The sequence below is a fragment of the Pseudanabaena sp. Chao 1811 genome (assembly GCF_027942295.1).
In the GTDB taxonomy this organism is placed as follows: Bacteria; Cyanobacteriota; Cyanobacteriia; order Pseudanabaenales; family Pseudanabaenaceae; genus Pseudanabaena.
Window position 1 is genome coordinate 1,211,342 of sequence record NZ_CP101416.1, and the last position, 24,425, is coordinate 1,235,766.

The window sequence follows — 24,425 nt, forward strand, 5'->3', positions numbered from 1 at the left end:
TGCTTTAAAGCAAAAAAAACATCTATACATTCTTTTCTCAGCATCCCTAAGATGAAATCCAGCACTAAATATATTTAATTGCTGGATAAACCAATGCTGCAAAAAGGGAAAAAATTTATGCTTTTTATCTTTGTATTTCTTCTTTTAAGTGTTGTGGGAATTTGCACTTACCGTTTTTACTTTTTCCCAAAGCTAACAATATGGGACGACGACAAACGGGCAGAAAACTTCCGAAGTATGGATAAGATTTTTCCAAGCAAATGGATTCATCGCTCTAGTAAACCACTTCAACTTAATGAGAATTATCAAAAGTTGGAAATATCCTATCTTTTTGATGGACGAAACTGCCAAATGACAGAGATGCTAGAGCGTTCGGGAACAACAGGAATTTTAGTGGTTAAAAATGACACGATTGTTTATGAGAAATATTTTCAAGGTAATACTCAAAATGCTAAAAATAATTCTTGGTCTGTTGCTAAATCCTTTGTATCTGCTCTAGTGGGCATAGCGATCGCAGATAGATATATCAGTAGTGTCAACGATCCAATTACTAAATATCTTCCAGAACTTGCACAAACAGGATATCGAGATGTCCCAATTAAACATATTCTTCAAATGTCATCTGGAGTAAAGTTCAGTGAAGATTATTTAGATAATTCTTCCGATATTAACAACCTCCTTCCGCAGATTTTCTTGCAAATGCGTCCTATTAAAAAAGTTGCTTTGGACTTTCCCTCCGAATCTCCATCAGGCAAGAAATTCCACTACATCAGTCTAGATACACAAATATTGGGGATGCTGATAGAGCGTGCGACAGGAAAGAGTGTATCAGCCTACTTACAAACTAAACTTTGGGAACCTCTAGGTGCAGAATCTGAAGCCTTTTGGTCTACGGACAATTACAATACTGAACTTTCGTTTTGCTGTTTGAACGCGACTTTACGCGACTATGCCAAGTTTGGATTACTTTATCTACATAACGGCTACTTTAATGGAAAGCAGCTGGTACCTGCGGATTGGATCAAAGAATCCATTGTTCCTGATAGTCCTCATCTGCAAGTTGGAGCAACTGATGCTAGAGATTATGGCAGTTGGGGTCATCAATACCAATGGTGGATTCCTACAGGCTCTACAGGTGATTATCTAGCTGTGGGCATTTGGGGACAATATATCTACATCAATCCTCAGAAAAATGTTGTGATTGTTAAGACGAGTACAGGTTCGTGGACGATGACGACTAAGGATGATGACGAGGCAGTAGCTCTGTTTCGTGCCATCTCTCAAAAGCTTGAGTAAATTGAAAGCCGCTATGTTTTTTTAGATAAGTGCGATAGCCATTTACTTGCAACGAGATTAAAGAGGCGATCGCGCTTTTGCTTAGAATAGCGCTCAATTTATGGAAACTGACATAAAATAGCAATAGATAAAAGTTGTAAAGCTGAGCAAATGTATATGGCGTGGCAAGATCGCATCACTACAGATTTATCTGTCTGTCATGGTAGAGCCTGTATTAAAGGCACAAGAATTATGGTATCAGTCATTCTCGATAACCTAGCGGCAAGAGTCAGCGAAGCAGAAATTTTACAAAGTTACCCCACTCTCACATCCGCAGATATTTTTGCCGCAATCAACTATGCTGCTGAATTAGCCCGCGAGCAGATTGTATTATTGCCATCCCCAGCGACAGCATGAAATTTAAAATAGATGAAAATCTACCCATAGAACTTGCTCATCTTTTACAAGATGAAGGGTATGATGCTTCTACAATCTATTCAGAATCTTTAAAAGGAGCGAAAGATACTACCGTCATCGCTGTATGTCAAGACGAGCATAGGGTTTTAATTGAAAACCTTAAACGGATAGAGATCACTCATATTCGCAATAAAATCATCAGGATGTAAAGCCTCAATCTCATAGATATCAAGGACAGACTGCGGAAAATCTTTGAGATTGAAAGTGATGATTTGATTAGCTCCACTTGCGATCGCCCTTTACTTTCGCCGAGATTAAAGAGGCGATCGCCTTAACTAATTGCTTTTGATTTTCTTGGAGCAGGCGCACCACGTAACATACCTTCAGTACTCAAATCCTCATCAAGATCTTCCCAGTGAATACCATAGCCACCACCGCAGACTTCCCAATTAGCAAGCTGCTCACTAGTTCCATTCAATAACCTCGGATACCACACTAACGGAACTACAATCGTCCGCCCATCCATCAAATCAACACTGATCGTATCTTCAGTAAAGCTAACATTCTTAACTCTCTCATCCGTCTTAATCGCCAAAGTACTCATACCAAGCCTCAAGTAATTGTGTTTGATTTTCGACCACCATAGATTGCAGTTTCCTTAACTCTTTAGCGGGAAATCCAATATTTTGAGCTAGGCTAACTGATTGCAACCAAAACTTAGCTGTCAAGTTATCGCGATCAATATGAATATGTGGTGGTTCATTTGGTTCGTGACTGTAAAAATAAAAACGATACGAACCAATCCTTAAAATCGTTGGCATAACTTAAAAATAACACAGAGCAATTCTTGACTAATTAAAATATATCGATACGTGATCGCGCTTTACTTTCACAGAGATTAAAGAGGAGAGCGCATCATGGCGTATTTTTGGTTATGGGTAATTCTTGCTGCACCACGTAACTGGCTGGCATACCATTGTGAAACCTGATCTGAGCCTGAGAGTTCACTGATAGCAATACCATTATGTCCATGTTCTTTGCCAGAGCTATGGATATAGGCGCGATCGCCAATATATATGCCCACATGGGTCGCCTTAAGAGGTGTGCCAAAGAAAATCAGATCACCGATTTGCAACTCATCTAGAGAGACGGGTTCACCAAAGGCTTCCTGTTGATAAGCATCACGGGGAATCAAAATACCAACCGAAGCAAAGGCAGCTTGCATTAGTCCAGAACAATCATAATTTGGCGCAACTGTCCCACCCCAGAGATATTCATTCGGTGTTGCCATTGCTTGTTGGATAAAAGCAATTACTTGCGGCAAGCGATCGCCTATTTCGGCAGCACTTAATGCTGGTGGTAAATGATCAATAAAACTTTGGCGATCGCTTGGCGCTAACTTGTCTAAATCTTGGCGATCGAGCAACCCTTCATAGTCATCTTCGAGTAGCTGGATTTTTAGAAAATTTGGCTCAGACTCTAATACCTGTAAATATCTACCCTTTGCCATCTGTGTTGCAAGGCGATCGAGCGTTGGGGAATCGTAAATATTAATGTCAGTTAAGCTACGGTAAATCATAAAGCCTACTTTCCAGCACGAGATGCCAAGATCTCCCTCTGAAATTATTTAGTACGAACTACGGGTTGCATTATCATACTTTGCTGCTAGTATGTGTGCATCAAAAATGAAAACCTATAAAGTGAGCTAGCAATAGCCGTGACCGTGCAGCTTCCCCCCCTTCCCGAAATTCATCACCCTAAGATTCAGGCGCTTTTCCAGAAAAGCGATCGCGATCTCGTGACACTATTTCAAAGGCATCCTGAAGAGGGTCAATATTTTGCAGCGATTTTTTGTCGCTATGGACAAGTGCTGTATACCCTGATTGGCACGGCAACGCGATCGCCAGTGCAATCAGACTATTTATTTGTCAAAACTTGGGAATATATCTACCACGAAATGCGAGTGCTAGACCTGCGGGTGACAACGCCACGCCTATCCTTGCAAAGTTGGCTAATCAATATTGCCGCGATGATGATTAATCGTGCCGAAGTACCTCCCGTTGAAGAAATTCAATATTCCCTCAAGGATACCCCCCCTGTATTTTGGTGCTACCTTAATCAAGCCCTAAATCAAATGGCAGGCAACCTGCGTCTGGTACTATTGTTATCTCAAACTTTTCAATGGAGCCATACACGCATCGCCGCCTACTTACATGCTGAGGGCGAAAGCATTTCTGCTAGCGATGTAAAACAACTTCTATTCAGAGCCTATCAAGCTCTAGAAGATGCTCTGCCCGAAGATATCCGAGACATTTACCTAGCTCAACCCGCCGTTACTGCCTGAGGTAAAGAATTATGCAAACATTGAGTCCTACCATCTCCCCAACCATTTCACCCAAAATTTCTCAAACTAACCCAAGGGTCACTGACGCAGAGACTGATTTTTTACCTGCGATCGCTCAATCATCAGTCTTGCAAACAGCGTTGGCTGGTTTGGATGCGAGCCTCAATGATGAGCTAGATCGCTATCGCCATTGGCAAGAGAATGGTCAAACCATTTCCTATCTCAATCCTTTTAGACCTCGCGCTGTATCTACTCAATCCATCTGGACATCGCCCAGTTTATCGGAGGCCTTGTCTCCCCTTACGCCTCCCATTGATATCAATAGCGATCGCCGCACGATTCAAATGCCTGTGATGCCGTCAATAGGTGCAAATGTACCTACGGCCGATGCGGTCAATATTGCAAGCGCAGAGCTTCACCAATATAAAGGACTAGATCTTGATAGCGTAGATAAACCTAGTCATAGTGATATTAATGCAGATTTAGACAGAGCCGTTGCTTACGCGCAAAGTTTGCATGGTTATGGTGATGTAGCAATGGGCATAAATTCACCAAGTGATGCCCCCAATATTGCACCAACGATGGCACAGGTTCCTGCCCCTGATGATGATGAAATTCTGCAAAGTTTCGCCAATGATTACGCCAATAACTACGCAGATAATTATCAAGACTCAGTTAATCAAGAATATCCATATCCTTCTCCACCAGCCGAAAAGAGTGCTCTCCGCAGTTTGATGAATCCTGTGGGGATAATTTCACTATTATTACTGCTCTGCTCTAGTGCAGCGATCGGTTATTTGATGGTCGATCCTTCGGGGGTGATGAAACTATTTAAACCAGATCAAAAAACCAAAGCAGCCCAAACTAGCAGCAGCAATGAAGATTTGGGCAAGGATATTAATCTGCAAAATCCGCAGAAATCTAATGACTTATCCTTTGTGCCTTTTGCGGGGGATAAAACTCAAGTTAATGTCGATAGCCTCGCTAAAAATAGTAAAGCGATTCCTGATCCTACTTTCGTCAATAAAACCAAAAATAGTACCTTAACTAAAAACTCATCGGTCTTTGCCCCCAATAGCGCTTTTGTGCCAAGTGTGCCATTGCGAACAGTACCATCTACAAACTTCCCTGCCCTATCGGTTGCACCATTGCCACCAGCTTTAGCGCCTTTGGAGAGGAGTTATACACCTGCACCTACACCTGCTAATAGGAGCGAACCTGTACCTACACGGTCCTATAGTGAGCCTGCACCTAGCCGTACTACTAGCTCTAACGCTTCTTCTCCCAAGCCATCACGGAATGCCTCAGTAGCACCAACAACACCTGCTCCCGTGCCTGAATATGTTGCACCTCGTAGTAACACGGCTGTGAAATATGCAGCCCCTCTATCATCTGCCCCCACAACTCCACCAGCCCAAAGTAGCTATCGAGTTGTTGTTGAAAATAGCTATGCGGCTAGCGCCCAACAGATCGAACGTGATGCCTATGTACGCCCCAGTGATGGTCAAGTGCAGGTTGGCTCGTATCGCGATCCTAATGTGGCTCAACAACGCATCGAGCAATTGCGTCGTCAGGGGATTCCTGCCAGAATTGAGTAGCAATAATGATTTTGGGTGGCTTTGCCACCCAAAATCAACTCTGTTGAATTAGTTTCACGCTGTGAAAATATATGCAATTTCTTATTGATGCGATCGCCTGTGGTTTATTGGCAGGGCTAACTTGGTTAGGCTTGGTCTGGATGTCGCCCGATCGCCCCATTGAGTCGGGCAAAGCATGGGTACAGGGTATCGGTGCTGTCGCGATCGCTAATATCTTGATTTGGCTTGCCTTAGCTATTCTCAATTTACGATTGATTCCCCTCTGGGCAATTGTCTTTTTAATTGTGAATGCCGCGATCGCCCGTTTAGTATTTCCCCTTTGCGATGGGATCAAGATTCCCAGTATGTGGGCTTTGGTAATTCATCCGATCGCGATCACGGGGATGAGTGTATTGCTAGGTGGCGCAGTTGGCTTTTTGTAAATTTTTTTATATGGTGCGGTGCTTTGCCCCGCACCATCAATTTTAGATAAAGAATGGCGGCGCTTTGCGCCGCCATTCTTTAATTGGTTTTTAGGAAGCACGAAGCGAAAAATTGAGAAATATCAGCATGATGCCAAAGGCTAGCATTCCTACTGCAAAAACTGACAATGCATTGGTGATTTGCTCAGAAAACTGCATTACTTCTGCGGCAATTACTTCTGGAGTTTTGTAGCGATCGGCCCACCAGAAATAACTGAGCATAAACGCTACTCCTAAAAATAGAATCATAAATAGCGTGAAACCAATCAAAGGGGTATACACCATATATCCTCCAACTCCTCATAGTGTAAAGATTTAAAAGGGGCAGAACCTCTTTTAAATTGTGGTTGATCCTGTGTAGATTTAAAAGGGGACTTTGCCGCTTTCAAATTGTTATTTAGTCTAGGCAAGGTATAAGTTTTGATGGTAGCGATCGCTACTAGTTGGATTTCTCTCTCGCTGCCTATACTTGTTCCCATTATCGCTTTCCCATCTCTATTTTGGTTTGAGCTATATTTGACGATTTGTAACAAAGCTCTCAATAAAGAAAGGCGGCGCGATGCGCCGCCTTTCTTTATTTGGGATTTTGATAGAAAGCGATCGCGATCCATTCATCGATTTGAGCGCGATCGCATTCCACAAAACCCACATCAGCCATAGCTGAAGCTACATTTTCAGCGCGATCGCTGGTATATCCTGCGGTGATTAAAATCCCTGAATGGGTGGAAGTAGAACGTAACGCTTTGTAAAATTCAGGGGCAAGGGAAATATGCACTCGCGCAAAAATATTAGCCACGATTAGATCAAATTGTTCCTGAGCTGCAATTGCAGGAACCGACTCAATACTATCACCGCCCATCCAATGCCCCAATTGACTAGCACTGCCAAGGCTTGCTTCTTTAACTGTCACCTGTTGTGTGACTTGATTTCGCTCTACTGCATCTTGAGTTGCTGATACCGCAATAGGATCATTATCGATCGCCAAAACCTTTGCGCCTAACTTTGCCATAGCGACACTGAGAATCCCTGAACCTGAACCAAGATCGAGGGTATCGAGATTGGGCTTAACATGACGTTCTAGTAAGCGTAGGCTGAGAATGGTTGCGGGATGTAGCCCACTGCCAAAGGCAAGACTATTTTGCAATCGCAGCACAATCTCTTGGGGATGGGCTTGATAGTCTGATGCCGCCGATAGAACCACAAAGCGATCGCCTATTTTTCTAATTAAAGAACTTGCCGTATAAGATTCCGATCCTATGTGGATGGGCTTATGGTCAAGGATAAAGGTTTGTAATCCACTGGTCATGCCTGTGCGATGCAGTGGTGTGAGAATCTTCTCAATCTCATCAATCCGTTGATGAATGCGTGCATCCTCAGGTAAGTACATTTGGATCGTAAATGTCCATTGTGATGATTCTTCCTGATATTCGCTGATGTGCATATCTTCAACAGCGATCGCTTTGGCAAGCAAGGTACAGACCCAATCTACCGCTTCATTGGTAGTATCAATACTCAGTTCTATCCATGACATAATTATTGCTCAGTATTAAAAACACAGCACTATGCGCTAATTTTCATCTGTAACAGATTCAGCGCACAGCGCTGAATCTGTTATTGGGGTTGATGACAGGTGATGCAATGGAATGCGCCGCCACCTAAGAGAATATGTTTTGCAGAAAGCCCGATTGCTTTGCGGTTCGGGAAATGCTTGGCGATTGCTTGCACTGCGAATTCATCATTAGGAGAACCATAAATAGGAATAATCACGCTATCGTTAGAGATATAGAAATTGAGATAACTAGCGGGCATGATCTCACCTTCGTCATCGAGAACAAGATTGGGTGAAGGAATTCTCACTACATCTATTTTTCTATCCTTCGCATCGGTCATGGTTTCTAACTGTGATGCGATATCCTTGAGAACTTGATAGTTAGGATCATCCTCAGAAGTTGGTTCCATACACATGATCGTATACGGTGCGATGAAGCGTGCGATCGTGTCGATATGTCCATCGGTGTGGTCATTGAGCAGACCTTCCTCAATCCACAGGACTTTCTCTACGCCCAAAGCTGTTTTTAAGCCAGATTCGATCGCTTCTTGATCGAGGTGAGGATTGCGATTGGGATTGAGTAAGCATTGCTTGGTAGTCAAACAGGTTCCTTCACCATCGACTTCGATCGCGCCACCTTCAAGTACCCAGTCAAATTCAAATTTAGGAATATCAAAGGTTTGGAGAATATTAGCTGCTACGCGATCGTCATGTTCGAGCATATATTTGCCACCCCATCCGTTCCATTGGAAATGCAAAGCCCCTAATTTCCCATCGGCATTTTTGATATAAATCGGAGTCATGTCGCGCATCCAGATATCACCAAAGGGAATCTGATGGAAGCGCACAGGCAAATCACCAAGCAATTGCTGGGCAAGGGTGGCAGTTTCCTCTAGTACTAAAATTTCTAGCTGCTCGGATGTGGCGATCGCTTTGGCAAGGGCAACAAATTCCGCTTGGACGATATCGAGATATTCTAACCACAGGTCGCGATGGCTAGGAAAGGCTAGCCAACAGGCGCTATGAGGTTGCCATTCGGCTGGCTGAGCATAGCCCAAGGTTTTGGGGTTTTCCATGACTGCGGTATTGTTGATGCTGTTAACTGTCCATCGGAAATCCTACCTTTATTTGGGGCTATTTGGGTGATCTCTTCTAGTTGTTGTTTTACTGGTTGGGTAATTGGTGCGATGCTTAATATTTATCGGCATAGGCGATCGCCTTTTACTTGCGGATAGGTTTATGCGTGTGGCGATCGCAGAATCTTAGATGTAATTATCATGCAACGGCAAAACCTGTATATTGTCGAACCTTTGGATGACGAAAACCGAGGACAATATCACTTTTGGACACACCTGCATCTATTAAGTCGGTTACTATTCCTTCTTCAGTATCATCATACTGAATCCAGATTTTGTCATTGACTAGGCTCAGATGAATGGGAGTATTGTGAAGATACTGATCATCATTCCAGCCAATGTCGAGAACTAGATATTGACCGCGCTCATCATCAAACAAGAGTTGAGATGTATAAGCATCAGGAATTGTAGAGCGATATTCAGCGTGGTTTTGGAGTACTTGTTTAATGATCTGACGATATTTTAATTGGGTATCCATTGGACAATTACCTCACTTTCATCATCAAAAACAATTAATTTTATAATCTGATTTGTAAGTAGGATCTCCCCTAATTGTATCGTGAATATGCTTTTGAAGGTTAAGCGGGAGACTGCAAGATAAAGTTCTCTATCAATTTTTGTCTCGTTAAGGATTTGACGATACAAAATATACTGTCCTAAAGCTTGCTCTAAGTCTTTAACATCAGACTGACCTACGAAGCTTTTTATTTGAACTAAGAGGGTAAATACCCCACCGCTCTGCGGTGTGAGTATATTCTAGTAAAAAAGAATTTGATACCCCGTCCGCTTGCGGCGGGGTGATTCATTTCAACTACAATTTTTTGAAGGTTCTTTTCTGCACTGATGAGACGTTCTGCTCCCAAGTCAACAGATAAACGCTTTTTCCCTATTTGTAATGGAAATGGATCGTGGGTAATTGTCCAGCCATCTTTTTCTAGGGCTGTTTTGACGGTGTTGTGGTAAATATCTCTTGCTGGCACAAGTTAAAAGTGTGAAGTTGTACCTGTCAGTATATGAGATCGCCTTTTACTTACTGATAGGTTTATGAGTGGGGCGATCGCTTAAATATAAGAATCAAAATCCTTTAGCTTATTTGACCGATTATACAAAATTTTATATAATCTTGACAAAGTTGAATATAAAGTTATGACAATTAAGTTTTACGAGAGTCCTTTTCATGCGATCGAGGAGCCTGAAGTTGCGAGTAAGTCGGTTTTAAAGGCTGACTTGACGATCATGATTCGCGACATAATTGAGAATAGAGGTTGGACTCAGAAAGAGGCTGCTGAAAGGTTGGCAGTTACTCAGCCGCGTGTGTCGGACATTGTGAATGGAAAAATTGATAAGTTTACTTTGGATATGTTGTTTTCGATGCTCGATAAGCTGGGGTTTAGGACTGAGTTTACTTTTAGCAGTTTAGAAAGTGCTTCTATTAAAATCCAAACAAGGGATTTAGCTGAAGTCGCTTAGTTGTTTTTGTCTTTTCATTTTTTCGATATTGCTGTTGAGTCTCTTTTGGAAAGTCTTTGTATTCTCTTTTAACAGCATCGTTCACAAAGGCAAACTGTTTCATGATTAGTAAATTTCTAATAGTTAATATAATTTATATTGTAAAAACCGCATGATAGCTAATAAAAAAGACCCCTATCGCTTCTAGTTGCTTGTTTTCAGGCTTGTGATTGCAGACAATCAGGCAATCAATAGTTATAAAAATATCAGGAATGCAGAGGTTTATAGATAGGCGTAGCTAATGATTTCTTTTTGACAGAAAAATTTAGTCAAACCAAGACATTTCCTAGATTAAACTTACTCAATACATACTAGATAATTTCTTTTCTCTACAAAAATATATAAGCAACTTTATGAAATTAGAAAATAACAATGAACGACCATTACTAGAAGCAACGCTTGAAAATATCGAAGTTATTTTTGATATTGCTAGCGATGGAAATTTCTGGAGTGAAGTGCCTGTAGTTAACGTGAGTTCGACGGAGTAGACAGAAGCAAAAGAAAAGCTGAGACTAGGTTTGAAGCAAAAAAGGTCTCAGCAATATGAACAATATCGTATCGCACTTAGATATCACACGAATCTTCTGTGAAGTAGATGATTTTTGCCAAAGTTTTGAAAAACACTGGGAAGAGCAACCAATGTTGCCATCAATGATAGGAGAAAGAAAAAGTCGTTCCAGAATGAGACTGAGTGAAGTGATGACGATAGCGATCGCCTTTCATGGGTCAGGATATAAAACCTTCAAAGAGTTCTATACCCTAACTGTAATACCGTTTTGGCGAAAAGCTTTTCCGCACTTAGTAAGCTACACCCGTTTTGTCGAGCTAATGCCTTGGACAATGATGTTGTTATGTTGCTTTCTCCATACCCGTAAAGGAGAAGTAACAGGGATATCATTCATTGACTCCACGCCAATAAATGTCTGTGTCCCTTGCCGCGCCCACGCTCACAAAGTATTTAAAGGAATGGTCAATTGGGGCAAAAACTCAGTCGGATGGCACTTTGGTTTCAAACTACATTTGATTATTAATGACAAAGGGGAATTGCTTGCTTTCAAACTCACACCAGCCAATGTCGATGACCGTGAACCTGTGCCTGAGATGGCTCAAGACCTCTTTGGTCAATTGTTTGGTGACCGTGGTTATATCTCCCAAAAGTTGTTTGAAAAGCTCTATGAACAAGGTTTGCAACTGATTACCAAGCGCAAGAAAAATATGAAAAACTGTCTGGTCAAGTTGATTGACAAAATTCTGCTTCGCAAGCGCGCAATTATTGAGTCCGTCAATGACCAACTCAAGAACATTTCTCAGATTGAGCATTCTCGTCATCGCAGCTTTTTCAATTTTCTCGTTAATCTTCTTGCTGGCTTAGTTGCCTATACCTATCGCCAGTCTAAACCTGCTTTAGATCTTCAGCCTAAAGGCTTGCCTGCTCTTCCTCCTGCCATCTTTTAGTTCGTCGAACTCACGTTGTAGTTAGCACAGCATTCAAGTTACTTCGTGCTTCTGATACAATTCGAGAAAAACTATTTGCTAAAAAGATATCTATCTTCTTTGACGAATTAAATAGAGTTCCTGATTCAACTAGAAAACAAATGAGGCAAAAGATTGTAGAGTCCCCACAAGAGTTAGAAGAAGTTGGCAATACACTTTTAATGGTCTTGGATAAAGTGACCGAATTCAACAAGCCCAGATTACTTGGAAATCTTTTTGTTGCTTATCTTGATAATATCATTTCTAAAGAAGATATGCTAAGGCTAATCTATGCCGTAGAAGTTGCATTTGCGGATGATCTGCGGAAGCTAATACAAAATGGGACAGCATCTGATGTAGGTTCCCATCTTGAATTTTTAGTCCCATCTGGATTGTCGTGTGTTGTGGCAGGAGGCTGGAGCAATATGGGATCAAGTTCTACGGAAGTTTCCTATAAAACAACCATACTTGCTAACAAAATGTTGCAAGCTTACTACCATGTTAATGGAACGCCTAACTTATAGCTTGAGCAATTTCTTACATTAGAGATTGTACGATCTATTTCCAATAAACTCTAATCTGAATACTTAAGCGAACCCAAGTCATCGGCTATATAAAAGGATTGATAAAAACTAGCTAGCACCGAATGATAAAGGGGTATCAACTTTGTTAGAACAGCCTCGTTTGGGATCGCTTTTACTACTTACGAGACTTACCAACTTAAAATGCTACTCAATATTGACACATGCCTATGATTGAAGATATTCAGACCAAAATTGCCAACGAACAATATGAGTTTTCTAAACATGCCGTCGATCAATCCATTATTCGCCAAATTCGTTTGCACGAGATCGTAGAAGCGATCGCTAATGGTCAAATCATTGAAGAATATCCCAACGACAAATACGCTCCTAGCTGTCTCATTTGTGGCATAACTCAAACTGGTAGAACAATTCATATCCAAAGCAGCTATCCTAGCCGCCCATTGGTTAAAATCATTACAGTCTATGAACCTGATCCGAATAAATGGAATAACGATTTCACAGTAAGGAGAAAAAACAATGAATAATGAAGAGCAACTTGTCGAAAAGTATGTAACCTACTCATTAGAACTAAACGACAAATTCATCCTGATTGAGAACGTTCCTGCTCGCGTAAACGAAGAAACAGGAGAACAATTCTTTGCTCCATCAACTGTGATGTTATTGCAAAAAATTATTTTGGATGGTCAAGAACCACAGCGTGTAATTCAGACACATGTTTATAGCTATGCCGCCTAATCTAGAGGCTAATTTTTTCTCCATTGATGGGATGTTTGGGAAGAGTTGAAGAGAATGGGAAAAAGTGCGATCGCTTTTATTATTTGCGAGACTTACTGATAGAAAAGGAGACATAAACATGACACTCAAAGAACTACAACCACAACTACTAGCCCTAACCCCCGAAGAAAAATCTCAAGCAATCCAAATATTAGTACAAAGCCTCAGCAACACATGGCAAGGCATTGAAAAAAATCCCAGAGTCATGGGCGGAGATGCTTGCATTCGACAAACCCGCATACCCGTATGGCTACTAGTAAGCCTCCAACGCCAAGGCGCAAGCGAAGCCTACATTCTCGAAGACTATCCTACCCTCTCTGCAACAGATCTAGTAAACGCATGGCGCTATGCCGAAACACACGTTGATGAGATAGAAGCCGCCATTCATAGGCAAGAGGCGGCTTAGCATGGCACGTCTCTACGCCGATGAGCAATTCCCTAGAATTGTCGTCAAACTGCTACGCGCACTAGGGCATGATATTTTGACAGTCCAAGAAGCAGGAAAAGCCAACCAAAGAATCCCCGATGAAGAAGTATTAGCCTTTGCGATCGCAGATAACCGCACTATATTAACGATTAATCGAAGTGACTTCATTCGACTGCATAATTTACAACCTAGCCATGCAGGTATTATCGTTTGTACAGAAGACCTCAATAGACAAAGACTAGCTAACCAAATTCATGAAGCAATCACCAATACAGCCGATCTAACCAACATACTAATTCGTATAAATCGTCCTAGCAAATAAAGATTGCTTCGCCATTAGCAGGATATTTGGAAAGAGTTGAGAGTGATTGGAGAAAAGGCAATCGCGGTTTGTAGCAACGGATAGATGCTCACAGGTTATGGAGACTGGATGGGCGATCGCTGTTAATATCAAAGAAGTTTTATAGGGCATAGGGCTATGACCACGACAGCAATTCGACCCATAACTATAGATGAGTTTTTGCAATTGCCAGAGACGAAACCAGCCTCTGAATTTATTCATGGACAAATCATACAGAAGCCAATGCCACAAGGAGAACATAGTTTATTACAAGGTACACTCTGCCAAACTATTAGCCAAATTGCTCAACCAAAGCAAATTGCTCTAGCCTTTCCAGAGTTACGCTGTGTTTTTGGTGGATTAGCGATTGTCCCAGACATAGCCGTATTTCGTTGGGAGAGAATCCCCCGTTCCCCATCAGGTCGCATCGCCAATCGTTTTGAAATTAATCCAGATTGGGCAATTGAAATTCTTTCTCCAGATCAACGATACAAGCAAGTTTTAGGTAAGCTGCTGCACTGTGCGGAATATGGTACTGAGCTAGGCTGGTTGCTTGATGCTGAGGATGAGAGCGTTTTGGTAGTAGATAGCGATCGCCGCGTTAGAGAATTTACAAATAGCGATCGCTTACCAGTTCTAACAGGAATTGATTTAGAACTGACGGTTGAGCAAGTTTTTAGCTGGCTAAGTCTTTAGCTCATTGATTTTTGTGATATCGCAGGTTGTGATGGTTAGATAGGCGATCACGCTTTTACTACCTGCAAGACTTAATGATGGGGCGATCGCCGAACTGACGTTAATACAAGTGGCTATAGCGATAACCATCAAATTAGGGCAAAATAACAGAGATGTGGTGCGACGGATAAGGACAAACTCTTCTAAAAAACGAGTTTTTAATGCTCAACTGAATGGGCAAGTTTGCTGCTCTTTTCATTTCTGCTTTTGCCAACTCATTAATTTTTCATGGCAGAAACAAGCTATAAGCACTGTATAACTATGATCAAAACCGCAATTACGAAGATCTCAATAGTAGGAATTTTCCCACTAATGTGTAGTCTCGCTCCTGCTCTAGATACGATCGCCTTAGCCCAAACCTTGCCTACCTCAACGAGTAAGATTGCTCAGAGTACTCCACTGGCAAACACAACAATTAAGCTGGTAGAAAGGGCAAATTCCTTAAGGGAGCAAAATCAACTTGATCGCGCTATGGCTTTATATCGCCAAGCGATCGCCACAAGTCCAGAGTTTGTACCTGCCTACTATGGTTTAGGAGTAACTTTGCGCCAAAAGGGGGACATTCAAGGTGCAATCGAAGCCCATCGCCAAGCAATTACCATTGATAAAAACTATACGCCTGCCTATTACGGGTTAGGGATTGCGCTGTATCAAAAAGGGGATACGAATGGCGCGATCGAGGCATATAACCAATTTATCCAACTTAGCAAAGCGGATACAAATCTTGCGCCTGTGTACTACAACTTGGGGCTTGCCCATGAGCGACGCAATAATATTGATGGAGCAATCAGCGCTTTTCGGAAGGCAATAGAATTTGATCCTAAATATGCCCTTGCCCATAACGGTTTAGGTACAGTGCTCCGTCGGCAAGGGAATCGTCAAGAAGCGATCGCAGCCTATCGTCGGGCGATCGAGCTTGCACCACAATATGCCGTTGCCCATTTTGCTTTAGGTATTTCTCTATATGAAGAAAGAGACTACGTAGGCTCAATTGATGCTTATAAACGGGTAGTCGCCATCGATCCTAATTTCCCTAATGTTTATTACAATCTGGGGCTAACCTATAACCAATTAGGTGATCACCAAAGTGCCATAGCTACTTTTCGTAAAGCGCTGGAGCAAGATCCTCGCAATGCCGATATTTATGCCGCATTGGGTAGCGCTCTATTGCGGGAAGAAAATATCCCCGAAGCGGCGGAAGCTTTTAAACGTAGTACCGAAATTAATCCCAAGGTAGCGAGTAATTTCAATGGCTTAGGGTTAGCCCTGCGTCGCCAAGGAGATCTTGAAGGAGCGATCGCTGCCTATGAGCAATCTATTTCCATTAACCCCAGCTATGCAGCCGCCTACAACAATCTCGGTCGGGTTCTGTCCGATCAAAATCGCAATAATGAAGCCATTGCCGCATTTCGCCGCGCGATCGCCCTTGACAACAGAAATGCCGTTGCCTATAGCAATCTAGGCAATCTTTTGCGCTCTCAAGGCAATATTGATGAGGCGATCGAGGCTTTCCAAAAAACCATTGCGATCGGCAAAGAAGATTTATGGGTGGACTATACCAGCTTAGGGCTTGCCTATGCCGATCGCGGTAAGTTAGGGGATGCCCAAACAGCCTATCTCAAGGCGCTAGATTTAAATCCCAAATTTGCCAAGGCTTATTTTGGTTTAGGCGCTTTGTATACCCTGAGAGGTGAAGTGAGTAATGCCATTCGCTCCTATCAAGAGGCTCTTAAGCTATACGAAGAAACACGCGAGGCTGAATGGATTAAGCGGACTCAGCAAGCAATTCAAGCATTGCAAGGAATTACCTAAAGTAAATAACTTAGGAATAACTTAGGGCATCATCAAACATTGCCCTAAGTCATTGACTTGAGGCATGTTACAGCGCTTTGCGCTTAATTAGAACCCAGAAATATTTTTGAAAGCGGCGCTTCGCGCCGCTTTCAAAAATATTTCTGTACTACTCAAAGCCTCAATAGACTGTAATGGATGTGGCAAGTATATAAACACCAATAGCAGCTTAACGAATCTCTACAAGTTCACCTATGCCAACACAGGCAATTCGATCCTGCTCTGGAATAAACAAATAAGCATCTTTACCAGAAATATTCACACAGTAGCCAATCCACCTCATGCTGATATGGCGAAATTTTCGGTTATTTACATATGGATTATTAACATTCAAATCGCTCACCTCTTCATTAATAAAAAACTAGCCATCTTGCTATAGAGCGGTGCTAATTCATGTGTAGACTTTTGAATTTGAAAAAACGCCCCGCAGGGTCGCTTTTTATCAACTATTTAGGATTTTCTATACGATATATCAAACACAGTTTGAGAACTCTTAAATGAAATAGGAGTTTTCAGAGATGATATGACCTAGATTTTAAGTATTTGGATATTTTAGAGAATGCGTCCTTCTCGATAGGCATGTATAAGGATTAATCTTAATAATCAAGATTTTTCAAAGAAAAACCTGCTCTTCTTTTTGCCAAAAAATTACCAATCTATAGGTTTGTAACAGCTATCCCACCCAATCACAACAACCTAGTCTGGAGTCGATGTCCTAATATCCTTGGCGACATCTATAACTGTAGCGATCGCGCTTTGAGATTGTTATAAGCTTACATAGTTGATGGATTGTGCAGCACAAAGCAAAGTACAAACCATAAAAAATTAATTATGGAGTTTTAAATATAAGCATGGGATTTTTAGAAGGTCAGGTGGCGATCGTCACAGGTGCATCGAGAGGGATTGGACGGGCGATCGCCGTAGCACTCGCAGGTGAAGGCGCAAAGGTAATTGTGAACTATGCGAGTTCGGTCACAGCTGCCGAAGAAGTAGTTGCAGAAATCAAAAGCAAAGGTGGTGAGGCGATCGCTCTCCATGCCGATGTGTCCCACGAAGCGCAGGTTGATAGCTTGGTAAAATCAGCGATCGATACTTGGGGACGAGTGGATGTATTGGTCAATAATGCTGGCATTACCCGCGATACGCTCCTGCTGCGAATGAAGCTAGAGGATTGGCAATCGGTGATCGACCTCAACCTGACGGGCGTATTCCTCGCTACCCGTGCTGTATCCAAAATCATGCTCAAGCAAAAGTCAGGACGGATTATTAATATTGCCTCCGTTGCAGGACAAATGGGCAATCCTGGTCAGGGCAATTACAGTGCTGCTAAAGCTGGCGTAATCGGCTTTACCAAAACCGTTGCTAAGGAAATGGCAAGTCGTGGCGTTACCGTCAATGCGGTTGCTCCCGGATTTATTGCTACTGACATGACCGCAGATTTGAAGAATACTGAAGAAATTCTTAAATTTATTCCCCTCGGTCGCTATGGTCAGCCTGAAGAAATTGCAGGGATGGTGAGATTTCTTGCTGCTGATCCTGCGGCGGCTTACATCACTGGTCAGGTATTTAATGTCGATGGTGGCATGGTCATGGCTTAGATTAGAGAAGGGTGCAAAAGCACCCTTCTCTAAGTTTATGGAATTAAGAGGGATCTTATGCGTCGCACCTTGAAAATTTTGCTAATTGGCATATTGGGGATTTTGTGTATGGTAATTAGTCCCCATCCTGCGATCGCCTCACCCGTCAGCACAACTGCCAAACTAGCCGCGATTGATTTCACGAAGCAACAGACGATTACAGTTAATGTCAGTCTCAGTAATGCCGCTAACGAATTAAAATTTACGCCTGATCGCTTTACCTTTAACGCAGGCAAGCGTTACAAACTGATCCTCAGTAATCCTAGCGGCATGAAACATTATTTCACCAGCAAAGATTTTGCTGATGCGGTCTGGACGCAGAACGTCGTGGCTGGCAATGTGGAAATTAAGGGCAATATCCGCGAATTAGAACTAAAGCCTAATGCCACTGCTGAATGGACTTTTGTGCCAATTAAATCAGGAACCTATGAACTGCATTGTGCGATCGCTGGTCACACCGAAGCAGGAATGCGTGGCAGCATCACAATTCAACCAAGCATTTAATTGATATTTATTATTTGCTTAGCTTTCTGTGTAAGTACTTCATCCATCCAAGCATTTATGCTTTTACCAACTTTAGTAGCAGCAAGATGGATTAACTTGTGATGATCAGGCGTAGTCCGAAAAGGTAGCTTACCTGAATAAGGTTTATCAGGATCTTTTCCCCGTTCTGCACAAAACTCTAAATAATCATCTACCCCATCTTTAAAGTCCTGAGTTGCTTCCTCAATAGTTTTACCTCGAAATGTAATTACATCAGTGATGTCTAAGATTCGACCATGTAAAATAGCCGACTCAATATCAACTTCAATTTTTCCCGTATATCCTTTATAAGTAATAATGCTCATATATTCCTGTTTTTCTCTGCGAGTTTTGAATTAACGGGGGCAGTTATAATCCTGCCCCCATGTATTTATCTAATTTTCATTAGTTGTTATTCTTCAGGTAAACATCCTGCCGCCTCCAAAAAATCACGCAAATCTTTGACTACATATCTCTTTATTTCTGGAGTGGGATGGGGCTCATGAAAGTGACCATCTTTACCATTTAACTCAAACATAACTCTTGACCCTCTTCCTTCCTTTATTTTTCCACCTAAACTTTTTATTAATCTTTTTACATCATCAAATCTAATATCTGAGCTTATAGGGTCTTCAAAAATTGCTTTTAGGATTTTCTTATTTTTAGTGTTCAAAAGTTTGAACCTCTTTTTTCTAAAGAACTTCTTTATGATATCACTTTTTGATATCATTGTCAAAATATTTAGACACCAATATATTTCTAATTCAGCTCTAGTCTAGGGATTACATACTCATGCGTTCGATATTTGCAATTTTTCTTACTTTATTTTTATTTTTTCATTCCGCAGCGATCGCACCAGTACAGGCGCAACTAAATATTACCGAAGCAGAATCTAATCAACTGGATGACCTCGTTAAAAAAGCTTTTGCTGCCACGGATGCGGGCGAATTTCCCAAGGCTGAATGGTATTGGACAGACTTAATCAAGCTCTATCCCAATAATGCCGCAGGTTGGAGCAATCGAGGCAATGCCAAAATGAGTCAAAATCGCCCACAGGAAGCCCTCGAAGATTACAACAAATCCGTAGAGCTTGCACCAAATTTTCCTGATCCTTACCTCAATCGTGGGGCAGCTTTAGAAGGTTTGGGCAAATGGGAGGAGGCGATCGCCGATTATGATCGCGTGTTAGCCATCGATCCCCAAGATGCGGCTGCCTATAACAATCGTGGTAATGCCAAGGCTGGGTTAGGTAAATGGCAAGAGGCGATCGCTGATTATCAAAAAGCGATGCAGGTAAATTCGCGATTTAGTACTGCCTTTGGTAATAATGCGATCGCTTTGTATGAGGTCGGTGTTCAAACTGGTGATACCAATACTGCAATCAAGGCGATGAAAAATATCCTACGCAAATATCCTAATTACACCGATGTGCGGGCGGCTCTCACTGCAGCTCTCTGGGCTGACAAGAAACAGGGCGAAGCGGAAAGTAATTGGGTATCTGTAGAAAATCTCGATCCACGCTACCGAGATATTAATTGGGTCAAAAATATTCGTCGCTGGCCCCCATCCCTAGTTGATGCCCTCGAAAAATTTCTCACTTTAAAATAAATAAAAAAGCGGCGCATAGCGTCGCTTTTTTATTTATTAATTACTTGCAGGATTACTTGCGGGGATAGAAAACTTAACTTCACGGCGTTGTTGGTTTTTAAAACTAGAAACCGCTTCATCGAAAGACTCAGCTTGATCAGCTCTAAACTTTTCAGGAGAACGACCTCCAGCGAGATTAATGTTATTTATCAACTGAAGTAAGTTGAGATTACTACCACCGATATTGAGGGAGCCTTTTTCTTGCTGTTGGGCTTCCCGCAAGGTTTGCTCAGATAATGTCGTTGCCGTATTTACTTGCGCGATCGCCCCAGCCGCAGTAAACATTGTGGCTGAGACTAAACTTGTCGCAACTACAGAAATGGTCTTGCCGATCATCGGTTTAGCTCCTTGGTAACATCTACTTACTAGTCTATATCAAATTTTTTGAGTAGCGTAGAACTCAACGGGGAAGTACGCCTAAATCTACGCAGCATGTGCTAAGGGGAAACGAATTTCAATCGCTTCAAAGGGTACAGAAACCATACCATCTTCAGATCGTTCAATAAGTCCCAGTTCCCATAGACGCGACACATCAGTGTGAACGTTTGAATAGTTACGTTCGGCAGTTTTCGCAAGGGCATACATGCTACTAGCTCCAATACGACTAAGTGTATCGAGTAAATCGAGGCGGGCTGGTGTCAACTCGGAAAATAAAGCGCGAGCTGACTCGAAACTCAGATGGTAGTCAGGCGATTGTCCTTGCTGAGAGTTAGCAATTTGCTGTTTAACAGCCCCGAAGATGGAACCGTTACGACTTAATTCAATAATTGCCTTCATAGGTTACTCCATTCGTTCACATCTTGCTCGAAATCGGCTAGAAGCTGTTCAAGTGTAGAGAAATTGTAGTCTTTCTCTTGATCTCCGTAATGGCGGTGGTCTCCTTTGCCACGCTCATTATCGTAACGAACTCGACATATGCCAGAAGCACCATAGTAAAGTCGGTACTTGTATCTATGCTTAGATGGGAATATAGATTCAGGAACTTCCCAAATCACAACTTCGATTATCGAACCATCGTCGCGGACTTCTTTAGCTCTTGCAATCAGAATAGCTGTAATATATTGCATATTAGCAATATATTATGCGGAATGTCCAAGAAACGAAAAACAACAGATATTTTTGTTCAAATGTTTACTGGTTTGGGTATAAATTAGATGGAATAGTCTAATGAGAAGGACTTGGTGTCCTTGGGTTCAATATAAACATTTTGCTGTGGTTGTAAATCTAACTCATTAAAACGTTCACGGGTGAGGTGAGCAGTTAATACCTGTCCATCATCTAGTACTAGCTCAGCTTGAACTTCCCAACCAAGATTAATGATTCTATTGATCCTTGCTGCTATAGAAGTACTAGTTGGCTCAATCTCAATCAGAATATCGCGAGGACGAATATAAAGATCACCTTTACCATTCTGTTCGTGAGTTTGCTGGAATTTGCTAACTTGTTCGCTTTTAACTGGCAATACATTCACAGGTCCAATAAAGCTCATCACAAAAGGCGTAGCAGGATTGTCATAAACTTCCGCAGGTGTGCCAATCTGCTCAATTTTGCCTTGATTCATCACCACGATTTGATCGGATACTTCCATCGCTTCTTCTTGGTCGTGGGTGACAAATACACTGGTGACATGGACTTCATCATGGAGACGGCGTAGCCATGCACGCAATTCTTTACGGACTTTAGCATCTAGCGCTCCAAACGGCTCATCGAGCAGCAATACACTAGGTTGTACAGCAAGGGCGCGGGCAAGGGAGACTCTTTGGCGCTGTCCACCCGATAGTTGTGAGGGGTAGCGGTTGCCAAGTCCTTTGAGTTGAATGAGTTCAAGTAGCTCCTCTACGCGATCGGCAATTTTTGCCTTAGGTAGTTTGCGGACTTCTAGCCCGAAGCCAATATTTTGACGAATAGTCATGTGCTTGAACAGCGCATAATGCTGAAACACGAACCCAATGTTGCGATCGCGGACATCTTGATCGGTTGCGTCTTTACCTGTGAGAAAGATTTTGCCACTATCGGGAGATTCTAAACCTGCAATTACTCGCAATAATGTGGATTTACCAGAGCCAGAAGGTCCTAATAGCGCAACGAGTGAGCCAGTTTTGACCTCAAGATTAATATTATCGAGGGCTACATAATCGCCAAACTTCTTATTTACATTTTCTACAACAATGCCCACGTTGCACTTGCCTCAAATTGTCTTGAAATGACCGACGGTATAGCTTTTAAGAAAGTATAGGTTGTACAAATCTACAGTTATCCTGTGAGTTTACCGTTGATTAGGTGTATTCATATATTACAGTACTTCTTGTGGATCGCAAACCCAAAAACTAAATATAGTTGTAGTCACTCTAAAACTCAAAAGAGCGTTACAGCGCTTCATCCTACAACGCTCTTTTGGGTTTTGAGAGCGCTATAATATTTTCAAAGAGGGGCGCATTGCGCCCCTCTTCTGTTTTGCAAGTAAATATTAAGGGGCATGACAGTAGATTGCTGTTTGTCGCTAAAGTGGATACACAAAACACCGCCAAACCATCAAGAAATTGTGAGGAATTTTGGACTGCTTTCGAGAATTCCTGTAATTTCCTGTAATTTATGTTTATGAGATCAACTCCGTTTATTCCTATTGCCGTATTTATACTTACCATTGCCTTGCTTGGTTGGGGATATGTTCGTTCCCGTCAGTTTGGCAAGCTAGGGCTACTTTCTTGGTTGCAGTTCGTAGCGCTGATGTCGCCTTGGTTAATTTATTTTGGTCTATTTGTCTCTGGTGTTTTTATTAATTTCACAACCCTATTATTTTTATTGCTTGGTTCTACGATCGCCTATGTAGCGATTAGCAATCAATTGCGTAAGATTGTGACCGCAGAAAGATCAGAGATCGAGAAGAAACTCAAACGGGATCTCGAAGCCAGTAGCGATCACGCCAATTTGCAGCCAGATAATTCATCTGGTACGCCCACCCAAAATCAATCTGTAAATACCCCCATTGCTGTAGCTATGTCTCAGGGCAAGACACAGCTAAAACTGTTTAAGGCAGTGCCTGCGGAAGATATGAAACTGATGCAGGGCATTTTTGGGATTGAAACCTACTACCTCACCGAGACAATCCCCTATCAAGAGGGTGCGATTTTTAAAGGTAATTTGCGTGGTGAGCCAGATGTGGTACATGAACGGCTATCAACATCTTTGCGTGATCGCCTTGGCGATAAATACAATTTATTTTTGGTAGAGGGTCAAGACCGTAAGCCTGTGGTAATTGTGCTGCCCAATCGGGATCTATCTATTGATAACAACACGATTCCGCAAAGAGTCTTGATTGCGGTGTTGATTGTGGCTAATGGCTATACGGCTTTGAGTTTAGGAGCGCAGGTAGCAGGTATTCCCTCTATTCAAACGGCTCAAGACTATTTAGCGGGATTACCCTTTGCTCTTGGCATTGCCGCAATTTTGGGCTTGCGAGAATTGGCAATGCGTCTAATGGCACGCAAATATAAAGTCAAAATGAGTTTGCCATTTCTCCTACCTTCCTCACAACTAGGTTCCTTTGGCGCATTCAGTCGCATTTTTTCGCCCTTACCTAATCGTGTCGCCCTCTTTGACATTGCGATCGCGCCAGCAGTTGCTAGTGGCTTGTTGTCTTTGATCGTATTGATTGTGGGCTTATATCTATCTGCGATCGGTATGGGCAGTATTGATATTCCTAGCCAAATTTTCCAAGCTTCAGTATTAGCAGGAACCTTAGCCAAGTTATTGCTTGGTGATGCTCTGCATAACAATTTGGTTTCGATCCACCCCCTTGTAATTTTGGGATGGCTCGGCTCAGCAATTACTGCCCTAAATTTAATGCCTGCGGGACAGTTAGATGGCGGGCGCATTGTCCAGTCTGTGTATGGGCGGCGGGTTGCGAGTTGGACGACCGTATTAACACTGATTTTCTTAGTAATTGCAACGGTGATCAATCCATTAGCTCTCTATTGGGGTGGGATTATCCTGATCCTTTTACGCGATCTCGAACGTCCAATGCTGAATGAACTGTCAGAACTAGATGGCGATCGCGAGGCTTTGGGTGTTGTTGCCCTATTTTGGATGGTAGTTACTTTATTACCGCTTACCTCTGGCGTGGCGGAACGTTTAGGTATAGGTGGTGGTAGCGGACTAATTCCTTAAGTTGTTTTATTTTGCCTA

Annotated in this window: 34 protein-coding genes and 1 pseudogene; 20 read left to right on the forward strand and 15 right to left on the reverse strand. The window is 42.2% G+C overall.

Annotated features, from left to right (window positions below; all coding sequences use genetic code 11):
- Positions 1-237: 237 nt before the first annotated feature.
- The 3 genes from NMG48_RS05715 to NMG48_RS05725 all read left to right on the forward strand — a co-directional run bounded on the left by NMG48_RS05715 (position 238) and on the right by NMG48_RS05725 (position 1,901).
- Entirely contained in the window at positions 238-1,296 is a 1,059-nt protein-coding gene (locus NMG48_RS05715; RefSeq protein WP_271254354.1) for a serine hydrolase domain-containing protein, read from the forward strand.
- A gap of 156 nt (positions 1,297-1,452) precedes the next feature.
- Positions 1,453-1,692: a DUF433 domain-containing protein gene (locus NMG48_RS05720; protein ID WP_271254355.1), complete on the forward strand. Its 240-nt coding sequence runs from the start codon at positions 1,453-1,455 to the stop codon at positions 1,690-1,692.
- Positions 1,689-1,901 carry a DUF5615 family PIN-like protein gene (locus NMG48_RS05725; RefSeq protein ID WP_271254356.1) on the forward strand — a complete coding sequence of 71 codons (213 nt, stop codon included), beginning with the start codon at positions 1,689-1,691 and terminating at the stop codon, positions 1,899-1,901. The genes NMG48_RS05720 and NMG48_RS05725 overlap by 4 nt, the downstream gene beginning before the upstream one ends.
- Positions 1,902-2,023: 122 nt before the next feature.
- Here the strand turns inward: NMG48_RS05725 and NMG48_RS05730 are convergent, their stop codons facing one another.
- The 3 genes from NMG48_RS05730 to NMG48_RS05740 all read right to left on the reverse strand — a co-directional run bounded on the left by NMG48_RS05730 (position 2,024) and on the right by NMG48_RS05740 (position 3,271).
- Positions 2,024-2,296, reverse strand: a complete 273-nt coding sequence (locus tag NMG48_RS05730) for a DUF2442 domain-containing protein (RefSeq protein ID WP_169363530.1) — start codon at positions 2,294-2,296, stop codon at positions 2,024-2,026.
- The gene (locus NMG48_RS05735; protein ID WP_271254357.1) at positions 2,277-2,513 is read right to left on the reverse strand and encodes a DUF4160 domain-containing protein; all 237 of its coding nucleotides are present in this window, start codon (positions 2,511-2,513) and stop codon (positions 2,277-2,279) included. Before NMG48_RS05735 ends, NMG48_RS05730 begins: the two co-directional genes overlap by 20 nt.
- A 77-nt stretch (positions 2,514-2,590) precedes the next feature.
- A complete protein-coding gene (locus NMG48_RS05740) occupies positions 2,591-3,271 on the reverse strand; it encodes a C40 family peptidase (protein WP_271254358.1) in 681 nt (226 codons plus the stop codon).
- 144 nt (positions 3,272-3,415) lie between these two features.
- On the opposite strand from NMG48_RS05740, the gene NMG48_RS05745 reads away from it, so the two are divergent.
- The 3 genes from NMG48_RS05745 to NMG48_RS05755 all read left to right on the forward strand — a co-directional run bounded on the left by NMG48_RS05745 (position 3,416) and on the right by NMG48_RS05755 (position 6,056).
- Positions 3,416-4,036 (forward strand): RNA polymerase sigma factor, encoded by a 621-nt coding sequence (locus NMG48_RS05745; protein WP_345961245.1) that lies wholly within the window; start codon positions 3,416-3,418, stop codon positions 4,034-4,036.
- 11 nt (positions 4,037-4,047) lie between these two features.
- Positions 4,048-5,634, forward strand: a complete 1,587-nt coding sequence (locus tag NMG48_RS05750; RefSeq protein WP_271254360.1) for an SPOR domain-containing protein — start codon at positions 4,048-4,050, stop codon at positions 5,632-5,634.
- A gap of 71 nt (positions 5,635-5,705) precedes the next feature.
- Positions 5,706-6,056, forward strand: a complete 351-nt coding sequence (locus NMG48_RS05755; protein ID WP_271254361.1) for a hypothetical protein — start codon at positions 5,706-5,708, stop codon at positions 6,054-6,056.
- A gap of 90 nt (positions 6,057-6,146) precedes the next feature.
- On the opposite strand, the gene NMG48_RS05760 is transcribed toward NMG48_RS05755, so the two are convergent.
- From NMG48_RS05760 to NMG48_RS21650, 5 genes and pseudogenes are all read right to left on the reverse strand, one after another.
- On the reverse strand, positions 6,147-6,380 hold the full coding sequence (locus tag NMG48_RS05760) for a hypothetical protein (RefSeq protein ID WP_169362601.1): 234 nt from the start codon (positions 6,378-6,380) through the stop codon (positions 6,147-6,149).
- Positions 6,381-6,669: 289 nt separating this feature from the next.
- The gene (locus tag NMG48_RS05765) at positions 6,670-7,626 is read right to left on the reverse strand and encodes a 50S ribosomal protein L11 methyltransferase (RefSeq protein WP_271254362.1); all 957 of its coding nucleotides are present in this window, start codon (positions 7,624-7,626) and stop codon (positions 6,670-6,672) included.
- 80 nt (positions 7,627-7,706) lie between these two features.
- Positions 7,707-8,720, reverse strand: a complete 1,014-nt coding sequence (locus tag NMG48_RS05770; protein WP_271254363.1) for an agmatine deiminase family protein — start codon at positions 8,718-8,720, stop codon at positions 7,707-7,709.
- A 199-nt stretch (positions 8,721-8,919) separates the two neighbouring features.
- Positions 8,920-9,258, reverse strand: coding sequence for a XisI protein (locus NMG48_RS05775; protein WP_271254364.1), 339 nt, complete (start codon positions 9,256-9,258; stop codon positions 8,920-8,922).
- Positions 9,243-9,760, reverse strand: a pseudogene (locus tag NMG48_RS21650) (element excision factor XisH family protein). Before NMG48_RS21650 ends, NMG48_RS05775 begins: the two are co-directional and overlap by 16 nt.
- 166 nt (positions 9,761-9,926) lie before the next feature.
- Here NMG48_RS21650 and NMG48_RS05790 point away from each other — a divergent pair.
- From NMG48_RS05790 to NMG48_RS05830, 9 genes are all read left to right on the forward strand, one after another.
- Positions 9,927-10,250: a helix-turn-helix domain-containing protein gene (locus NMG48_RS05790; RefSeq protein ID WP_271254366.1), complete on the forward strand. Its 324-nt coding sequence runs from the start codon at positions 9,927-9,929 to the stop codon at positions 10,248-10,250.
- Positions 10,251-10,642: 392 nt separating this feature from the next.
- Complete coding sequence (locus tag NMG48_RS05795; protein ID WP_271254367.1) at positions 10,643-10,777, forward strand: hypothetical protein; 135 nt, start codon at positions 10,643-10,645, stop codon at positions 10,775-10,777.
- Between the two features lie 55 nt (positions 10,778-10,832).
- The gene (locus NMG48_RS05800) at positions 10,833-11,744 is read left to right on the forward strand and encodes an IS982 family transposase (protein ID WP_271254368.1); all 912 of its coding nucleotides are present in this window, start codon (positions 10,833-10,835) and stop codon (positions 11,742-11,744) included.
- A 140-nt stretch (positions 11,745-11,884) separates the two neighbouring features.
- Positions 11,885-12,286 carry a hypothetical protein gene (locus NMG48_RS05805; protein WP_271254369.1) on the forward strand — a complete coding sequence of 134 codons (402 nt, stop codon included), beginning with the start codon at positions 11,885-11,887 and terminating at the stop codon, positions 12,284-12,286.
- Between the two features lie 227 nt (positions 12,287-12,513).
- Entirely contained in the window at positions 12,514-12,831 is a 318-nt protein-coding gene (locus tag NMG48_RS05810) for a DUF4258 domain-containing protein (RefSeq protein WP_271254370.1), read from the forward strand.
- Positions 12,824-13,042: a hypothetical protein gene (locus NMG48_RS05815; protein ID WP_271254371.1), complete on the forward strand. Its 219-nt coding sequence runs from the start codon at positions 12,824-12,826 to the stop codon at positions 13,040-13,042. Before NMG48_RS05810 ends, NMG48_RS05815 begins: the two co-directional genes overlap by 8 nt.
- Before the next feature lie 118 nt (positions 13,043-13,160).
- Entirely contained in the window at positions 13,161-13,487 is a 327-nt protein-coding gene (locus tag NMG48_RS05820; RefSeq protein ID WP_271254372.1) for a DUF433 domain-containing protein, read from the forward strand.
- 1 nt (position 13,488) lies between these two features.
- A complete protein-coding gene (locus tag NMG48_RS05825) occupies positions 13,489-13,830 on the forward strand; it encodes a DUF5615 family PIN-like protein (protein WP_271254373.1) in 342 nt (113 codons plus the stop codon).
- Between the two features lie 156 nt (positions 13,831-13,986).
- Positions 13,987-14,544 (forward strand): Uma2 family endonuclease, encoded by a 558-nt coding sequence (locus NMG48_RS05830; RefSeq protein ID WP_271254374.1) that lies wholly within the window; start codon positions 13,987-13,989, stop codon positions 14,542-14,544.
- Here the strand turns inward: NMG48_RS05830 and NMG48_RS05835 are convergent.
- On the reverse strand, positions 14,533-14,673 hold the full coding sequence (locus tag NMG48_RS05835) for a hypothetical protein (protein WP_271254375.1): 141 nt from the start codon (positions 14,671-14,673) through the stop codon (positions 14,533-14,535). The genes NMG48_RS05830 and NMG48_RS05835 overlap by 12 nt on opposite strands.
- A gap of 171 nt (positions 14,674-14,844) precedes the next feature.
- Here NMG48_RS05835 and NMG48_RS05840 point away from each other — a divergent pair, with 171 nt between their 5' ends.
- The 3 genes from NMG48_RS05840 (at position 14,845) to NMG48_RS05850 (ending at position 18,575) form a co-directional block, all read left to right on the forward strand.
- Positions 14,845-16,395 carry a tetratricopeptide repeat protein gene (locus NMG48_RS05840; RefSeq protein WP_271254376.1) on the forward strand — a complete coding sequence of 517 codons (1,551 nt, stop codon included), beginning with the start codon at positions 14,845-14,847 and terminating at the stop codon, positions 16,393-16,395.
- An 890-nt stretch (positions 16,396-17,285) separates the two neighbouring features.
- Positions 17,286-18,032, forward strand: a complete 747-nt coding sequence (gene fabG / locus NMG48_RS05845) for a 3-oxoacyl-[acyl-carrier-protein] reductase (RefSeq protein WP_271254377.1) — start codon at positions 17,286-17,288, stop codon at positions 18,030-18,032.
- 57 nt (positions 18,033-18,089) lie between these two features.
- Entirely contained in the window at positions 18,090-18,575 is a 486-nt protein-coding gene (locus NMG48_RS05850) for a cupredoxin domain-containing protein (RefSeq protein ID WP_271254378.1), read from the forward strand.
- On the opposite strand, the gene NMG48_RS05855 is transcribed toward NMG48_RS05850, so the two are convergent.
- Together NMG48_RS05855 and NMG48_RS05860 are read right to left on the reverse strand one after the other, a co-directional pair.
- Complete coding sequence (locus tag NMG48_RS05855; RefSeq protein WP_271254379.1) at positions 18,572-18,919, reverse strand: type II toxin-antitoxin system HicB family antitoxin; 348 nt, start codon at positions 18,917-18,919, stop codon at positions 18,572-18,574. The two genes, NMG48_RS05850 and NMG48_RS05855, sit on opposite strands and share 4 nt — an antisense overlap.
- Positions 18,920-19,005: 86 nt before the next feature.
- On the reverse strand, positions 19,006-19,266 hold the full coding sequence (locus NMG48_RS05860) for a type II toxin-antitoxin system HicA family toxin (protein WP_271254380.1): 261 nt from the start codon (positions 19,264-19,266) through the stop codon (positions 19,006-19,008).
- Positions 19,267-19,385: 119 nt separating this feature from the next.
- On the opposite strand from NMG48_RS05860, the gene NMG48_RS05865 reads away from it, so the two are divergent.
- Complete coding sequence (locus NMG48_RS05865) at positions 19,386-20,201, forward strand: tetratricopeptide repeat protein (protein ID WP_271254381.1); 816 nt, start codon at positions 19,386-19,388, stop codon at positions 20,199-20,201.
- A 36-nt stretch (positions 20,202-20,237) separates the two neighbouring features.
- Here the strand turns inward: NMG48_RS05865 and NMG48_RS05870 are convergent, their stop codons facing one another.
- From NMG48_RS05870 to NMG48_RS05885, 4 genes are all read right to left on the reverse strand, one after another.
- Entirely contained in the window at positions 20,238-20,576 is a 339-nt protein-coding gene (locus tag NMG48_RS05870) for a hypothetical protein (RefSeq protein WP_271254382.1), read from the reverse strand.
- A gap of 87 nt (positions 20,577-20,663) precedes the next feature.
- A complete protein-coding gene (locus NMG48_RS05875; RefSeq protein WP_271254383.1) occupies positions 20,664-21,017 on the reverse strand; it encodes an HVO_A0114 family putative DNA-binding protein in 354 nt (117 codons plus the stop codon).
- Complete coding sequence (locus NMG48_RS05880; RefSeq protein ID WP_271254384.1) at positions 21,014-21,307, reverse strand: toxin-antitoxin system TumE family protein; 294 nt, start codon at positions 21,305-21,307, stop codon at positions 21,014-21,016. The genes NMG48_RS05875 and NMG48_RS05880 overlap by 4 nt, the downstream gene beginning before the upstream one ends.
- A gap of 83 nt (positions 21,308-21,390) precedes the next feature.
- The gene (locus NMG48_RS05885) at positions 21,391-22,416 is read right to left on the reverse strand and encodes a sulfate/molybdate ABC transporter ATP-binding protein (protein WP_271254385.1); all 1,026 of its coding nucleotides are present in this window, start codon (positions 22,414-22,416) and stop codon (positions 21,391-21,393) included.
- 422 nt (positions 22,417-22,838) lie between these two features.
- Here NMG48_RS05885 and NMG48_RS05890 point away from each other — a divergent pair, with 422 nt between their 5' ends.
- Positions 22,839-24,407 carry a site-2 protease family protein gene (locus tag NMG48_RS05890; RefSeq protein ID WP_271254386.1) on the forward strand — a complete coding sequence of 523 codons (1,569 nt, stop codon included), beginning with the start codon at positions 22,839-22,841 and terminating at the stop codon, positions 24,405-24,407.
- Positions 24,408-24,425: the final 18 nt, after the last annotated feature.

What these genes read in the sequence shown, in the direction of transcription:
- NMG48_RS05715 (WP_271254354.1), top strand. Translation starts at nt 238, where the DNA reads ATGGATAAGATTTTTCCAAGCAAATGGATTCATCGCTCTAGTAAACCA.
- NMG48_RS05720 (WP_271254355.1), top strand. Translation starts at nt 1,453, where the DNA reads ATGGCGTGGCAAGATCGCATCACTACAGATTTATCTGTCTGTCATGGT.
- NMG48_RS05725 (WP_271254356.1), top strand. Translation starts at nt 1,689, where the DNA reads ATGAAATTTAAAATAGATGAAAATCTACCCATAGAACTTGCTCATCTT.
- NMG48_RS05730 (WP_169363530.1), bottom strand. Translation starts at nt 2,296, where the DNA reads ATGAGTACTTTGGCGATTAAGACGGATGAGAGAGTTAAGAATGTTAGC.
- NMG48_RS05735 (WP_271254357.1), bottom strand. Translation starts at nt 2,513, where the DNA reads ATGCCAACGATTTTAAGGATTGGTTCGTATCGTTTTTATTTTTACAGT.
- NMG48_RS05740 (WP_271254358.1), bottom strand. Translation starts at nt 3,271, where the DNA reads ATGATTTACCGTAGCTTAACTGACATTAATATTTACGATTCCCCAACG.
- NMG48_RS05750 (WP_271254360.1), top strand. Translation starts at nt 4,048, where the DNA reads ATGCAAACATTGAGTCCTACCATCTCCCCAACCATTTCACCCAAAATT.
- NMG48_RS05755 (WP_271254361.1), top strand. Translation starts at nt 5,706, where the DNA reads ATGCAATTTCTTATTGATGCGATCGCCTGTGGTTTATTGGCAGGGCTA.
- NMG48_RS05760 (WP_169362601.1), bottom strand. Translation starts at nt 6,380, where the DNA reads ATGGTGTATACCCCTTTGATTGGTTTCACGCTATTTATGATTCTATTT.
- NMG48_RS05765 (WP_271254362.1), bottom strand. Translation starts at nt 7,626, where the DNA reads ATGTCATGGATAGAACTGAGTATTGATACTACCAATGAAGCGGTAGAT.
- NMG48_RS05770 (WP_271254363.1), bottom strand. Translation starts at nt 8,720, where the DNA reads ATGGAAAACCCCAAAACCTTGGGCTATGCTCAGCCAGCCGAATGGCAA.
- NMG48_RS05775 (WP_271254364.1), bottom strand. Translation starts at nt 9,258, where the DNA reads ATGGATACCCAATTAAAATATCGTCAGATCATTAAACAAGTACTCCAA.
- NMG48_RS05790 (WP_271254366.1), top strand. Translation starts at nt 9,927, where the DNA reads ATGACAATTAAGTTTTACGAGAGTCCTTTTCATGCGATCGAGGAGCCT.
- NMG48_RS05795 (WP_271254367.1), top strand. Translation starts at nt 10,643, where the DNA reads ATGAAATTAGAAAATAACAATGAACGACCATTACTAGAAGCAACGCTT.
- NMG48_RS05800 (WP_271254368.1), top strand. Translation starts at nt 10,833, where the DNA reads ATGAACAATATCGTATCGCACTTAGATATCACACGAATCTTCTGTGAA.
- NMG48_RS05805 (WP_271254369.1), top strand. Translation starts at nt 11,885, where the DNA reads ATGAGGCAAAAGATTGTAGAGTCCCCACAAGAGTTAGAAGAAGTTGGC.
- NMG48_RS05810 (WP_271254370.1), top strand. Translation starts at nt 12,514, where the DNA reads ATGATTGAAGATATTCAGACCAAAATTGCCAACGAACAATATGAGTTT.
- NMG48_RS05815 (WP_271254371.1), top strand. Translation starts at nt 12,824, where the DNA reads ATGAATAATGAAGAGCAACTTGTCGAAAAGTATGTAACCTACTCATTA.
- NMG48_RS05820 (WP_271254372.1), top strand. Translation starts at nt 13,161, where the DNA reads ATGACACTCAAAGAACTACAACCACAACTACTAGCCCTAACCCCCGAA.
- NMG48_RS05825 (WP_271254373.1), top strand. Translation starts at nt 13,489, where the DNA reads ATGGCACGTCTCTACGCCGATGAGCAATTCCCTAGAATTGTCGTCAAA.
- NMG48_RS05830 (WP_271254374.1), top strand. Translation starts at nt 13,987, where the DNA reads ATGACCACGACAGCAATTCGACCCATAACTATAGATGAGTTTTTGCAA.
- NMG48_RS05835 (WP_271254375.1), bottom strand. Translation starts at nt 14,673, where the DNA reads ATGGTTATCGCTATAGCCACTTGTATTAACGTCAGTTCGGCGATCGCC.
- NMG48_RS05840 (WP_271254376.1), top strand. Translation starts at nt 14,845, where the DNA reads ATGATCAAAACCGCAATTACGAAGATCTCAATAGTAGGAATTTTCCCA.
- fabG (WP_271254377.1), top strand. Translation starts at nt 17,286, where the DNA reads ATGGGATTTTTAGAAGGTCAGGTGGCGATCGTCACAGGTGCATCGAGA.
- NMG48_RS05850 (WP_271254378.1), top strand. Translation starts at nt 18,090, where the DNA reads ATGCGTCGCACCTTGAAAATTTTGCTAATTGGCATATTGGGGATTTTG.
- NMG48_RS05855 (WP_271254379.1), bottom strand. Translation starts at nt 18,919, where the DNA reads ATGAGCATTATTACTTATAAAGGATATACGGGAAAAATTGAAGTTGAT.
- NMG48_RS05865 (WP_271254381.1), top strand. Translation starts at nt 19,386, where the DNA reads ATGCGTTCGATATTTGCAATTTTTCTTACTTTATTTTTATTTTTTCAT.
- NMG48_RS05870 (WP_271254382.1), bottom strand. Translation starts at nt 20,576, where the DNA reads ATGATCGGCAAGACCATTTCTGTAGTTGCGACAAGTTTAGTCTCAGCC.
- NMG48_RS05875 (WP_271254383.1), bottom strand. Translation starts at nt 21,017, where the DNA reads ATGAAGGCAATTATTGAATTAAGTCGTAACGGTTCCATCTTCGGGGCT.
- NMG48_RS05880 (WP_271254384.1), bottom strand. Translation starts at nt 21,307, where the DNA reads ATGCAATATATTACAGCTATTCTGATTGCAAGAGCTAAAGAAGTCCGC.
- NMG48_RS05890 (WP_271254386.1), top strand. Translation starts at nt 22,839, where the DNA reads ATGAGATCAACTCCGTTTATTCCTATTGCCGTATTTATACTTACCATT.